11 protein-coding genes are annotated in these 12,419 nt (G+C 64.1%); 1 reads left to right on the top strand and 10 read right to left on the bottom strand.

Annotation, left to right across the window (positions count from 1 at the left end):
* Positions 1 to 161: 161 nt before the first annotated feature.
* From ACT89O_RS13855 to ACT89O_RS13830, 6 genes are all read right to left on the bottom strand, one after another.
* The gene (locus ACT89O_RS13855; protein WP_055396084.1) at positions 162 to 1,685 is read right to left on the bottom strand and encodes a CoA-acylating methylmalonate-semialdehyde dehydrogenase; all 1,524 of its coding nucleotides are present in this window, start codon (positions 1,683 to 1,685) and stop codon (positions 162 to 164) included.
* Between the two features lie 306 nt (positions 1,686 to 1,991).
* Positions 1,992 to 2,537 carry a phage tail protein gene (locus ACT89O_RS13850; RefSeq protein ID WP_487260349.1) on the bottom strand — a complete coding sequence of 182 codons (546 nt, stop codon included), beginning with the start codon at positions 2,535 to 2,537 and terminating at the stop codon, positions 1,992 to 1,994.
* Between the two features lie 11 nt (positions 2,538 to 2,548).
* A complete protein-coding gene (locus ACT89O_RS13845) occupies positions 2,549 to 3,739 on the bottom strand; it encodes an ABC transporter substrate-binding protein (RefSeq protein ID WP_487260348.1) in 1,191 nt (396 codons plus the stop codon).
* Entirely contained in the window at positions 3,736 to 4,761 is a 1,026-nt protein-coding gene (locus ACT89O_RS13840; protein ID WP_487260347.1) for a sulfotransferase family protein, read from the bottom strand. Before ACT89O_RS13840 ends, ACT89O_RS13845 begins: the two co-directional genes overlap by 4 nt.
* A complete protein-coding gene (locus ACT89O_RS13835; protein WP_487260346.1) occupies positions 4,749 to 5,600 on the bottom strand; it encodes an aspartyl/asparaginyl beta-hydroxylase domain-containing protein in 852 nt (283 codons plus the stop codon). The genes ACT89O_RS13840 and ACT89O_RS13835 overlap by 13 nt, the downstream gene beginning before the upstream one ends.
* A complete protein-coding gene (locus tag ACT89O_RS13830) occupies positions 5,597 to 6,439 on the bottom strand; it encodes a collagen-like protein (RefSeq protein WP_199726989.1) in 843 nt (280 codons plus the stop codon). Before ACT89O_RS13830 ends, ACT89O_RS13835 begins: the two co-directional genes overlap by 4 nt.
* Positions 6,440 to 6,917: 478 nt before the next feature.
* On the opposite strand from ACT89O_RS13830, the gene ACT89O_RS13825 reads away from it, so the two are divergent.
* A complete protein-coding gene (locus ACT89O_RS13825) occupies positions 6,918 to 7,814 on the top strand; it encodes a LysR family transcriptional regulator (protein WP_487260345.1) in 897 nt (298 codons plus the stop codon).
* 111 nt (positions 7,815 to 7,925) lie between these two features.
* Here ACT89O_RS13825 and ACT89O_RS13820 read toward each other — a convergent pair whose 3' ends face one another.
* From ACT89O_RS13820 to ACT89O_RS13805, 4 genes are all read right to left on the bottom strand, one after another.
* Entirely contained in the window at positions 7,926 to 9,125 is a 1,200-nt protein-coding gene (locus ACT89O_RS13820) for an SEL1-like repeat protein (RefSeq protein ID WP_487260344.1), read from the bottom strand.
* A gap of 46 nt (positions 9,126 to 9,171) precedes the next feature.
* Complete coding sequence (locus ACT89O_RS13815) at positions 9,172 to 10,926, bottom strand: DUF4384 domain-containing protein (RefSeq protein ID WP_487260343.1); 1,755 nt, start codon at positions 10,924 to 10,926, stop codon at positions 9,172 to 9,174.
* Positions 10,927 to 10,966: 40 nt separating this feature from the next.
* Entirely contained in the window at positions 10,967 to 11,401 is a 435-nt protein-coding gene (locus tag ACT89O_RS13810; protein WP_436129202.1) for a hypothetical protein, read from the bottom strand.
* 147 nt (positions 11,402 to 11,548) lie between these two features.
* The gene (locus ACT89O_RS13805) at positions 11,549 to 12,022 is read right to left on the bottom strand and encodes a hypothetical protein (protein ID WP_431149364.1); all 474 of its coding nucleotides are present in this window, start codon (positions 12,020 to 12,022) and stop codon (positions 11,549 to 11,551) included.
* Positions 12,023 to 12,419 lie beyond the last annotated feature (397 nt).

The raw sequence follows: 12,419 nt of genomic DNA, 5'->3' as shown, positions 1-12,419 counted from the left end.
CTTTTACCACCGACCAATGCAGTCGAAACCGGCGCGGCCCAATGCCAGCGCCACCGTGCAAGGGCCGCCATCTCACGGTTCAGGCACGGGTGGCGTCCCCCTTTCCGCATCGCGCAGCGATGCAGAGAAAAAAGGGGGAAGCGGCGCAGCCGCTCAGGGGGTTATTTCAGGCTAATTGTGGTGTTGACGCCCTGGCTCACCGTGCTGTCATCAAACCAGCGGGCCGTTACCGTCTTGGTCTGTGTGTAGAACATCACGACCTGTTTGCCGTATGGGCCCAGGTCACCCAGCTTGGAAGCGCGCGAGCCGGTGAACGAGAACAGCGGCACTGGCACAGGGATCGGCACGTTGATGCCGACCTGGCCCACGTCGATCTCTTCCTGGAACTTGCGCGCTGCTGCACCCGACTGGGTGAAGATGGCGGTGCCGTTGCCGTTGGGGTTGGCGTTGATGAATTCGATGGCTTCGTCGATGTCGGCGGCGGGCACCAGGGCCAGCACGGGGCCAAAGATTTCCTGGTCGTAGATGGCCATGCCGGGCTTCACGTTCGAGAAGATCGTCGGGCCCACAAAGTTGCCCTTTTCATAGCCGGGCACCACGGGCTTGCGGCCATCGAGCTCCAGCGTGGCGCCGTCGGCAATGCCGCGCTCGATCAGGCCTTCCACGCGGGCGAGGGCGGCGCAGGACACCAGCGGGCCCACATCGGTGCCCTTTTCGGTGCCGCCGTTGACCTTGAGCGTCTTGGCCTTGGCCACCAGCTCGGGAATCCACTTTTGTGCCTCGCCCACCAGCACCACCACCGGCAGGGCCATGCAGCGCTGGCCCGCAGCGCCAAACGAGGCACCCGCAATCGCGTTGAGCGTTTGTTCCTTGTTCGCGTCGGGCAGGATGATGGCGTGGTTCTTGGCGCCCATCATGCATTGCGCGCGCTTGCCGGCCAGGGTGGCGCGGTTGTACACATGGGTGCCCACCTTGGTGGAGCCCACGAACGACACGGCCTTGATGTCCTTGTGGTCGCAGATGGCGTTCACGGCCATTTCGCCGCCGTGGATCACGTTGAGCACGCCAGGTGGAATGCCCGCTTCGAGCGCCAGCTCCACAAGGCGCATGGTCACCATGGGGTCTTGCTCGGAGGGCTTCAGCACGAAGGTGTTGCCCGTGGCAATCGCCATCGGGAACATCCACAGCGGGATCATGGCCGGGAAGTTGAAGGGGGTGATGCCTGCGCACACTCCCAGCGGCTGCAGCAGGGTGTAGGTATCGACACCACCAGCCACGTTGTTGGCCAGCTCGCCCAGTTGCAAGTTGCCGATGCTGGCAGCGTGTTCGACCACTTCGAGGCCACGGAACACATCGCCCTCGGCGTCGGGCAGGGTCTTGCCTTGTTCTGCCGTCAGGATCGCGGCCAGCTCGGCCATGTTTTCGCGGATGAGCTGTTGGTACTTGAGGAAGATGCGGGCGCGGGTGCCGATGGGGGTCTTCTTCCAGGTCTTGAACGCTTCCTTGGCCGAGGCCACGGCGGCGTCGATTTCTTCAGCGGTGGCAAACGGCACGCGGGCCAGCACCTCTTGCGTGGCGGGGTTGACTACGTCGCGCCATTCAGTGGTCTTGGATTCGACGAACTGGCCGCCGATCAGCAGCTTGACGGTGGGGGCCAGTGCGGCCACGTTGGTGGGTGCGTTCATGGGTTTGTCTCCGGGGTGGTGAAGGGCCTGCAATGGGGCCAACCTGTGCATGGTATGCGTGCAAATATGTAATTGCAATGCGTCAAATTGCAATTTGGATGTGCTTTTACGCACGGTCTTGGCGGCTGGCCTTTGCCCTTGACTGTGCCCCTGTCGTTCATGGGCTCATGGGTGCGGGATAGATCTCAGGAGGTCGTACTTTGCCGAATGGGCCGTAGGGCCTCCCTAAAAAAAATGGGGCATGCCCTGTACGGCCTGCCCCATTTTTGGGTGTTTGCCAGCGTTCGCTGGCGCAGCACGGTGTGCTCAATTTCTAGAGGGAAAAATGCCTTGCAGAGCGATGATGAAGTTCACAGCCAGAGAGGGTTGCATAACGGAAACGGGCGAGTTGTTTCCTGCGCTGCCGGTGTTGCCGGCGCTCACCGGCAATTGCGTATTGGCACTGGCGCTAGGCGCGTACTGCGCATTGCGCTGGTTGGATGCTGCTGGTATGGCAGCTGGACCTGGTTCCATGAGCGTGCCAAGGCTGGTGGTTGCGGGTGAGGAGAGAGAGACGACGTGCGTGTGTGCCGGCAAATTGGTGGATAGCAACGTGACATTTTCAGTGCCCTCAATCTCGCCCAGGACGCGCGGTGTAAGTCCCGGACCATTGCCAAAACCCATGGGCACTCGGCCTCGCAGGTCGGGCAAGCCGAAGGTTGTTTGCCCATTTCCTCCATACGTGGTGCCAAGCAGGGAAAACAATGCCGTGTTTTGTGCAATAGAGATAAGTTGGCCGTGGCAAAACGCCCAGCCGTTGGGGGCAAAGGTGCCTCCGAACATTCGTATTTCACCGATAAACGGATTGGACATAGGTGTACTCCTTAAGTCAAAAGATAGCCAGTGGTCCAGCCGCGTTGTGCAACGGCTGCTGCTGGTGTGGGGTGTGAGGTAGGGTGTTGTCGTCGGGCGCTGACGCCCAGGAAGGTGTTGTCCCACAGGGGGCCTGCGCTGTCGGTGCCTGCATTTACCCATTGGCGCTCCCCGCGGGGGCCTACAAGGGGGGTGTGGTGCAGGTCGGCCCAAAGGTCGCGCATGTGGGTGCCCAGTGGAGCAGCAACCACGGCTTTTCCCAGGGTGGCGCCCGCCTCGGCGCCTAGCAGTGCAGCGGCCGTCCAGCCCAGGCCCGCTTGGGCCAAGCGGGCCTTCCAGCCTGCGTCTGCCGATTCGGCCTGGGGCCAGGTCGCAATCGTGTGTGCATGTACACCTGGGTTGTGTTCAGACAGCCACGGCAAGCCCGCCAGATTGGTGCGCAGCGCTGCAGAGTGCTTTTGCCACCATTGCGCAAAGCGCTGCGACTGGGGGCCCGAATACAGTGCAATCACCGCATCGGGCTGGTGCGAAATGATGGACTGCTTCAGGCCCCCAAATTCGGAAGCGTTGTTCGGCATGTCGGCAATGTGGCGGCCCACCACCTTCCCACCCAGCGCCTGCCAGCGTTGCTGAAAAGACTGTAGGAAGTCAAAGCCCGACTCGTGCCGCCCCATGCTGAGAAAGGCGCGCGGGCCGCATTGCGCGTACACCCTGTCGGCGAGGGCTGTGGCCATGGCACAAAGTTCCAGGCTGTGGCGAACCGTCAGCGGGTGGGTATCAGACTGCGAAACCATGTCTGCGCCCGTGTCGCTGATCCACAGTGGCAAGCCTGCCGACTCTGTCAAGGGCGACACTTTGTTTGCCAGCGCAGGGGGCATCCATCCCATCACCGCGTCAAACGGCCTGGCTTGAAGCGCCGCACCCACTGCCTTGGCAGGCGCTGATGGCAGCAAGCCTGCAGTCAGCCAGGTCAGGGCGACTTGGGACGAGGCTCCGGCCTGGGCCAGCCCTAACTCCACACCTTGCTGGTAGTCACGGGTCAGCTCCGGCAGCTTTTCAGAGCTGGGGGCGATGGCCAAGATGCGCCAGCGTGGGTTTGCTGTGCCCAGGGAGTTCAGGAGGGGGGTGGAAGCCTGAACGCCGGTGGCCGCTGCAGCCCCGCCGGTGGCCAGAAAATGGCGTCGATGCAGTGCCGCAATCATTGCAGTGCTTCCTCAGACTGGGTGGTAACTGCCGCAGGGTGGCTGCGCCGCTGCGCATGGAGCTTCTCGTAGTGAGGTGCGATCCACTGCGCAGTCAAGGATTGGAGAAGGTCGCTTGCCATGCTGTGTTTGGTTTGTGTATCTGGTTCAAAGACTTCGTGGGGTTGCTTGCCGTGCCGCGTGGCGCGCTCGCGCATTCTTTCGCGATCCGCGTGCGAGACCTGCCAGCGCATGTGGGGGAGCACCTGTGTTTCGATGGCATCGGGCAACTGGGCGTAGTCGAGCAACAGCGCGCGTGTGGGGTCGAACTGCTGCGCCATGGCTGCGTAAATACTGCCAAGTACCTGGGCGCAGTGCAACTCAGCAGACATGGCGGGCATTTCGCCAGGGTTGACCCCACCAAAGTTCAGGCCCAGCGCGCCCGGGATCATAAAAAACGCACGCTCGCGCATCTGGGACACCAGCACCGCGAGCGGCTCGCGGGTGAGGAAGACCCAAGGTGCATCAGGCCAGGCTTTTGCAAACAGCGGTGCCTTGTCGGTGTTCCAGGCGTCCTGCTTGAGGCTCATGGTTTGCAGCGGCGGGCTGGCGCTGTCGCAGCGCTGCGCCCAGGCGCTGGTCCACGCGCGCAACGCACGGACTACCTGGGCTTCGTCGATCAGCCCAGAGGCCAGCGCCTGTCGTACCAGGAAGTCCACGGGGCCGGGCTCAGACAGTTGCAGGTGGTGGGGGCTTTCTGCCAGCGTTTGTGTGATCAGGGTGGACCCGCAGCGCGATACATGGAAGATGACGAGCGAAGGATCGAGACCTGGGGATTGCTCATGCCAGGCCAGCAGGTCGTGAAGCGGCGTCTGGCGCCGAAACGCTAGGTGGAACGGGTGCCTCAGTTGATTCTGGATGCCATGCTGGAAAAACGGTTCACGCAGCGGCGTGTCCAGCAGGCGAGCCCAGTCCACCATCACCTGGCCCTGGGCGATGTAAAAGCGAATGGGTCGCCAGCCGCTGAAGTTCACAGTACCCATTGCTCAGTCCATGCGCGGCGCCCGGCCTTCATGGCCGACTCCACGTCCGATGCGTCAAATTGAAAGCCCGCGGCCTGCCCCATGTGCACCGACTCGCGCACGAAGTCGGCCATGTTGGTGATGGTGCTGAGTCGCTCTGCGTAGTCAGCGTTGGTCCCCACCAGGTCGCGGAACTGGATGAACTGGCGCCACGGGTCATCCGCGTCGGGCAGGGGGTCACCGCAGTCGCTCGCGCGCAGGGCATCGACCAAGCGCATGTCCACCGAGGTGTCGGCCACCAGGTGGACTCGGCTCAGGGTGCCACGGTTGCGCACCCGGTGCGGGCGCGACACATCCACATACCAGCATTCGCCAGCGCGCAGCGGAATGCGCTCTCCATCCACATGGAAGAACACCCGTTCGCCGGTTTGTAGCGGCACATGCAGGCGAGCCTCACCGCGCCCCACACACAGGTCGGCGTCGGTGTGCTCCTTGATCTCGCAGCCCGGCAGCAATTGCATCAGCCGCACGGACTTCCATGGCAATGCCATGGTGTCCAGCATGGCGCGCAGCGTGGGGCATTGATCCAGGGCCGGTGTGTCGGCATAGCGCGATGCAGCCACATCCACGGGAACGACATCGATAGGTGCCTCGGGCGCAGAACGCAGCGCCAGCGCTTGCCATCCCCCGTCATGGCGGCCTTCATTGAAATGGGTGCGCCAGAGGGAGGCCGGCAGCGCATTCACCTCTGCCAGGGCGGAGGGGGTGTCAAACCGCCAGGGCAGCCGTGCTGTCTGCGCGCCCTGCACCCACAGGCCCCGTGGTGGCAGTTCAGCAAGCGATGATTCCGCAGACGTCATTGCGTGCAGATGGCGTAAGCACTGCAGGCGGTCGTCAAAGCGGGAACGCGGTAGGAGTTGAGCAGGCGGACTGACCAGCCCTGCACCCCGGCCGCACAAGCACCGCCTTCGACGGGGCGGTTGGCCGCCACGTATACACCGTCTGCTTCGATCCCCCCAGCGCCACTGGCCCCTTCGTACCCGCCGCCGATGACTTTCTCGCCCGCATTGCAGCAGGAGGTCACAGCGCAGCTGTCTGCCGTGCCTGTGCCAGTGGCTGGCCGAATATTGACAGTGATCGCGTTGCTGCCTGCAGGACCCTGGGGGCCGGTGGCCCCTGTGGCACCTGCCGGGCCCACCGAGCCGGTGGCACCCGTGGCGCCGGTAAGGCCTGCTGTTCCTTGGGCGCCGGGTGTTCCCGCTGGTCCGGTAGCGCCTGTAGCGCCGGCCGAGCCCGTGGCACCCGTTGGACCTGCGCTGCCCGTGGCTCCTGTCGCTCCCGCCGGGCCTGTGGCGCCCGTAGCCCCTGTCAGGCCCGCCGGGCCTGTTGCTCCTGTTGCACCGGTGGCGCCTGTCGCTCCGGTGGTGACCCCGGGAGCACATTGGCCCAGACGCCCGGTTGGGCCGTCAAAACACAGCACATTGGCATTGGTATTGGCCGTTCCCGAGAGACTGGGAACCCGCACTTCGCCAGAGTCTTGTACGCGCAGGCGCTCGGTATTGCCCGGCCCCTTGACCACGAATCCACCACCTGCCGGGGGCGTGAAACTTATATCCGCAGCGTGGACGGACACAGTGGCCAGTGCCAGGCAGGCTGGACCAGCCCAAAGCGACTTATAGGGAAAAGTGGTGCGTTTCATAGAGGTTGAGGGCTAAGGATGCGGGTGGGCAAAGCAGGGCAGCACAGGCCCCGTGGTGCGAAAAGATGGGAGGGGTGACAAATGGCCCGTGGCCGCGAAGGTGAACGCCCTGACAGGCGCGGGAGCCGGTGGGACCCGTTGCACGGCATGGGCATGCCGGCAGAGAGCCCCGGAGGCTGCGCGAATGCGTTCATCTTTTCTCCCTTGCGCTGAACTGTTGCTGGCCGCCATGGCGGGTGTGTAGACCCGTTTGGCTCTGGTTGCGGTGCGCTGCCCTGTTCTGTGTGCAGGTTTCAGCGCGGGCGGAGTGTGCAATAGAAAGCATACTGTGTAAATTGTTAAATGACATGTATCAAACGATACGTGGCGACATGACGTACCTATCCAGTGGGTCTTGGTGGGCCCGGCCGGGCTGATTTCGGCGGCGCTGGGCCGGGTGTTCTTCCTCCATCTCTGCGCGGAGCGCCACAATCGGGCCATGGATTGGGACCATTTCCGCTATTTTCTGGAGCTGGCGCGCGCTGGCACGCTGGCAGGCGCCGCCCGCCGCCTTGGGGTGGAGCACACCACCGTGTCGCGCCGGTTGCAGGCGCTGGAAAAGCAGGTCGGCTCGGCCCTGTTTGCCCGTGAAGCAGGCGGCCACCGGCTGACCGAGGCCGGTCGGCAGCTGATGCCCAAGGTGGAGGCGATGGAGACGGCCTTCCTTGCGGTCGAGAGCGCGGCCCCGGGTGTGCGCCAGGGCCTGCACGGCCTGGTGCGCATTGGCACCACCGAAGGTTTTGGCAATTTGATCCTGGCGCCCCAACTGGCCCGCTTTGCGCTGGGCCACCCGGGCCTGGTGGTGGACCTGCTGGCGCTGCCCCGGCTGGTGCACCTGTCCCGGCGCGAGGCGGACATCGTGATCTCGCTGGAGCGCCCGGCGCGCGGGGCGGTGCTGGTGGTCAAGCTCACTGACTATGTGCTGCAGCTGTACGGTGCGCGCAACTACTTGGCGGGTCATGCGCCCACCCATACGGCCGATGATTTGCGCGGCCACACCTTCATCAGCTACGTGGATGACCTGCTGTTCAGCAAGGAACTGCAGATCCTGGACGAGCTGCACCGCCCGGCGCATTTTGTGCTGCGCAGCACCAGCATCCTGGCGCAGTACGAGGCGGCGCGTGCCGGCGCTGGGCTTGCGGTGCTGCCTGCGTTCGTGGCGGCGCAGGACCCGTCGCTGATCCCGGTGCTGCCTGGGCTGGCGCGGTTTCAGCGAACGTTCTGGATGTCGATGCCTGCAGAGAACAAACACGTTGCACGCATGCAGGCCACGTGGGCGTTCTTGCGCGAAGCCGTGGCAGCGCAGCAGGGGCTCTTGTTGCCACCAGTTGTTTGAATTTGCTATATAAATAATAGCGTTTCGCGCTTTATCTAAAAGCGCCAGGGCCTGTTTTCATTCATTTTTTGCCCAACAAAGCCGTGTTCATCCCGCTGGCGCCGGGGCCGATCAGCGCCGGGTTGCTGTGGCGGAGGTTCTCCACTCTGCTGGAACCCATTCATACAAAGGGCTGGGGTCCCGCTGCCAGCCCTGGGGCGCCACGGCCCGGGCAGTGCCTGCGGGCAGGCCGCCGCCTGGACCCATGTCGATGGCGGCCAGTTGCTGCATCCAGGTGACGTCCACGGTGCCGTCGGGCGCCGGGCGGGAGAAGATCAGCGCCAGCATCCGGCGCGCCTGGGGATCGCCGCTGCTGGCAGCGATCTGGTACAGGCGCACGGCTTCGGTGTAGTTGGCGGGAACGCCATCGCCCTGGTGATACCTCCGGGCTTCGATGTACCAGTCTGCTGCGCTGTAGCGTGCGGACCGTGCGCCCCCGGCGGGTCCGCTTTGGATGCGGCTGGTCAGCAGGCTGGCGTTCGCTGCCGCGGCTTCAGACCGTGTGGACGCCGACTGGAACTGGGCCAGCGCTTTTTCGAAGTCGCCTGCCGCCAGGTATTCCAACCCGAGTTCGTTTCTGGCCTGCGCATTGCCCGCGCGGCTGGCCTCGGTCAGCAGCTTCAGCAGGGTGGGGCTCGATGGGGGCGGGGCCAACGCGCCTGCGTCCCGCGCCGGTGCTGCGACACTGGGCTCGTCCAGGGGGGCCAGTGCCTTGGCGGCATGCCATTGCAGGTACTTGGCCAAGCCAGGCTCTGTACGGCGCACCAGAGCGATCCAGTGCATGGCCGCGACCGGGTTGGGCGCTGCAACACAGCCGCTGAGCTGGCACCACGCCAGGCCGGCAGGTGCCAGTGGGTGGCCCAGCATTTGCGCGCGCTCGAACCAATGTTGGGCTTGTGGCGGGTCTGCCGGCATGGCCAGGCCATGCAGCGCCAGCAAGCCCAGCAACCAGGCCGCATCGGCAGGGGTCATGTCGGAGGTCACACGGACTGCGGAGGGGCGCTGTTTGCGCATGGCCGCCCCATCGCCTTGCGCTGTGCGGCGAAGTGTCTGCAACTTTTTCTCCCGGTCAGGATGGTCAGGCCCCGGTGCGCGTGGCGATGCTGCATGCAGGGAGGAACGTTCGATGGGGGCCTCGGCAGGTGAGGGCAGTGCATGCACGGACCCCAGCGCCGGCAAGGCCAGGCCCAGAAAGGCGGTGCCGACCGCTGCCAGTGCATGGGCCGCATGGCTGCAGTTGAAGCGGCGGCGGGTGAGGGGCAGGGTGGTCATGGCTGGCTTGCGCGGTGCTGGATGGCCTGGCTTTGCGGGCCGGGCCTTACTTGCGCACAGCGGGTTGTGCGGGGGCGGGCGGTACCACCCTGCGGGGCACCACGTTCCAGTACACCGCGTTGCCCGTGTATCCCCCGGCGCCCCAGGCCGCCGCAAAGGCTTCGTTCAGTCGCTCCAGTGTCGGGTAGTTCTTGAGGGGTTTGAGCGGCGGGCCGCGCAGCGCCTCCGGCAGCCTGGGCGTGCTGTCTTCGTCGGTGGCAAAGCAGGCGACACCTTCGGTGCCGGGGCTGGCCGCATCCATGATGAAACCGGGGTTGGGGCTCATCCAGTCGGGGATGCGGATTGCCTGGTTGGCAGACACCCATCCTGTAGGGTGTGCCTGGTTGGGCAGCAGGCGTATGACGGTTCCGGTCGCGTCAGCCAGATAGCACTGCAGATAGGAGGCCCGTGACACCGTGGCGGACAGGAAGATCTGCTCGCCCACTTCGAAGGCTGTGCGCTCCAGCAGCACATTCTCGATCTGCAGGTTGATGGTGCGCTCGGGCGGTGTGGCGCCATACTTCACCGCACTTTGCGTGCTTGTCACCACATCGTCCAAAGCATCTGGCCCTGCCTGCCCTTCGGCGGCCTGTGCCAAGGGCTCAGCATGGGTGCTGGCCCAGCCAATGCGGGCCAGCGTGCCCTGGGCCGAAAGTCCCACAAAGTTGCGCAACGCGCGTTCGTAGGTGGGGAAGTCCACCACCCCTGTCACCACCATGCCGTTGTCGGCCTGAAAGCGCGCCAGCGCCCTGCGCAATAGAGGGCTGTTGTCGGGCAGCGGTGTAGCGCTGGGCGCCAGATACCCCTGGCTGGCGAGCGAGCGCGCCACCAGCTGCGTGCGCACTGCAGGCGAGCCCTCGTCAAACCAGTCACGCAGCTGCCGCTGGAAATCGGGGTGGTTTTGCTCCAGCGTCAGGCACTGCCAGTAAGGCACGCGGGCCCATTTGCCGACGAGCTCGATGGTGGCCAGATCCACCAGGGTCCGCACGGCGCCGCCCGATCCCTGGGTGTAGTCGCGCCCCACATTGAACTGGACTCCGTAGGTGCCGATACGCCCGGCCAGATCAACGCCTTGGCCGCCGTTGCCGATGATGACTTCGTTGGCCGAGTCGAGCCCGGGGATCAGCGTACGGGTGCGAAAGTCGCCCAGGTGCATCTCCAGCCCGATGATGGTTGCGTTGCGGCTCTGGCTGTAGCCCAGGTCGATCCGCGGTCCGGAAAGCCCCGTATCGAACCGGTTGTTGATGACGTTCTGGTCCACGTACGAGATCGATCCCGATAGGTACAGCGCGGGCCGCTGCAACTGCATCTGGTTGTTGTTGAGCAGGATCGTCGTGAGGTTCTGCACCGTGTCCTGGCGCGCAATGTCCACCTCGTAGTCGACGAAGCGGAACGCATTGCTCAGGCGCGACATCTGCGACAGCGCGGTGATCACCATGTCCTTGGTGGCCACGGTCACGCGGGTGGAGTAGTCGGGGATCTGTTTGCTGGTGATGAGCGTGGTCGGCAGCTGTGCGTCGCGCAGCAGATGGTCCATGCACATCAGCGAATCGGAAAAGCTGGAGATGGAGCGGGTAGGGCGCACCACGGGCCGGTCGGTGATGGAGGCCAGGCTTTGAAACTCCTGGTCCTTGCGCGGGTCCCGGGGGGTGGCGCAGCCGCCAAGCACCAGCGCCAGCAGCACCGCCCACAGCGTTGCGTGATGGGGACCTGCTTGAGTGTGCTTGTCGGCACGGGCTTGGCCGAGTGCGATGGGCGGCATGTTGTCTCTCCTCGCTGCAGGAACTGCAGGGCAGAACGGGTTACTTGCAGATGTTGACGAGATCGCCCCGCAGCACCACCACCTGGGGGGCTTGGTTTGGGCCGTATTTACCTGTGCCCGTTGCGGCGCCCGATACGGTGTTGCTGCCCACCTCCTGAACGCAGGTCTTTTGCATGCCTTGCGCGTTGGCGGTGGTGACGACGTCGTTGTTGGTCAGAACGCCGCCCGGGTCGTCGGAGAAAGCCTTGGCCTCATAGCGTGCAATGCGAGCGCGCAGCCACGACGGCATAGTGCTGGCGTTGTCCAGGCCTGTGGATGCCGCTGCCGCCCCTGTGGGCTGCATCTGGATGGTGAGCTTTTTGGTGAGGACGACCGGGTCTTCGCCGGGGGCCTGGGCCCACGCCGGGACCGCAAAAAGCACGGCTGCGAAGGCGGCTGCCCATGTCGCCCAGTGTGCAAAAAATCGTGTGCTCATGGAACACCTCCTGGAAAGGGGAAAGGACCGCACCCGGGCTGCCAATGCAGCCATGCCAGTGCGCTCCTTGGCAAACACGTCCGGGCAGCTGCGCGCGGCCCGGACCCAGGCCGCCATCGGCCGTTGTGTGCCGCAGTGGCGGCGCTCTCAGTGGGGCCAGCCAACTGTCTTGGTGGGCTGGCAGGTGAAGCAGGCATTGTTCGAGGCAATGTTCTGCACGGCCTTGCTGTTGCTGCCGCTGGACAGGTTATTGACCGACGAATTGATCATGGCGGTGAACTGGTTGGAATTGCCGCCGATGGTGACCTCGCCAACGTTGGAGGAGAGGTTCTGGCTGGCATAGGCTTCGCTGCCGCTGGCGGTGTTGGTCAGACTTCCGCCGAAACCGGTCACGGTCTGGACCGAGTTGCCGCTGATGGTGACGTTGCCTGTGTTGGAAGCGAGGTTCTGGAACGCTTCACTCTTTGCGCCTGTCGAGTTGTTGTTCACCGACACCGAAGTCAGGGACACAGACTGGGTGGAGTTCCCGGTGATGGTGATTTCCGGGCTGGAAGCTACGGGACCGGTGGCCAGGGCGGCAGAGGCAACGGCGCTGAGTGCAATGAAAGCAAGGGTTTTCATGACAGATCCTTCAAGGATGAACTTCGACACGTGCTGCAACCGCAGCGAATCTGCGATGCAGGGCTGGACAGGCTGTCTGGTCAGTGCCCGGAAGGGGGCGATGGCCGTGTGGCGCTGTCTGGTTTCAGTGTGTTCCTGGATGTGTCGGCCGCAAATACGCTGGGCGGGCTACCTCAATCGATGGAGCGACCCGCTTCTTGCGTTCACTTTGCTTCCTCTGCCATGGTCAAAGGTGCGCACTGCTGTGAATAGGAAAAAGCTGGGAACGAGCGCTGAATTTCAGGTAGTAACCATTTGTGAAGTTTGTGAAGTTCACAATTAGTTATAGATTTCAATCTTTTTTTGCCGCATCTTGATGTGCCGCAGCCCCTTGGGGTGGCGCGCGGAAAAAATGGAA

The organism is Acidovorax sp. NN32 (assembly GCF_057597245.1).
The sequence above is the reverse complement of the archived record's forward strand: the minus strand, read 5'-3'. Positions and strand labels throughout refer to the sequence as shown.

Excerpts from the sequence above, each read along its gene's own strand:
- ACT89O_RS13805 (WP_431149364.1), bottom strand. The coding sequence starts at position 12,022 with ATGAAAACCCTTGCTTTCATTGCACTCAGCGCCGTTGCCTCTGCCGCC.
- ACT89O_RS13810 (WP_436129202.1), bottom strand. The coding sequence starts at position 11,401 with ATGAGCACACGATTTTTTGCACACTGGGCGACATGGGCAGCCGCCTTC.
- ACT89O_RS13845 (WP_487260348.1), bottom strand. The coding sequence starts at position 3,739 with ATGATTGCGGCACTGCATCGACGCCATTTTCTGGCCACCGGCGGGGCT.
- ACT89O_RS13855 (WP_055396084.1), bottom strand. The coding sequence starts at position 1,685 with ATGAACGCACCCACCAACGTGGCCGCACTGGCCCCCACCGTCAAGCTG.
- ACT89O_RS13850 (WP_487260349.1), bottom strand. The coding sequence starts at position 2,537 with ATGTCCAATCCGTTTATCGGTGAAATACGAATGTTCGGAGGCACCTTT.
- ACT89O_RS13815 (WP_487260343.1), bottom strand. The coding sequence starts at position 10,926 with ATGCCGCCCATCGCACTCGGCCAAGCCCGTGCCGACAAGCACACTCAA.
- ACT89O_RS13825 (WP_487260345.1), top strand. The coding sequence starts at position 6,918 with ATGGATTGGGACCATTTCCGCTATTTTCTGGAGCTGGCGCGCGCTGGC.
- ACT89O_RS13835 (WP_487260346.1), bottom strand. The coding sequence starts at position 5,600 with ATGACGTCTGCGGAATCATCGCTTGCTGAACTGCCACCACGGGGCCTG.
- ACT89O_RS13820 (WP_487260344.1), bottom strand. The coding sequence starts at position 9,125 with ATGACCACCCTGCCCCTCACCCGCCGCCGCTTCAACTGCAGCCATGCG.
- ACT89O_RS13840 (WP_487260347.1), bottom strand. The coding sequence starts at position 4,761 with ATGGGTACTGTGAACTTCAGCGGCTGGCGACCCATTCGCTTTTACATC.
- ACT89O_RS13830 (WP_199726989.1), bottom strand. The coding sequence starts at position 6,439 with ATGAAACGCACCACTTTTCCCTATAAGTCGCTTTGGGCTGGTCCAGCC.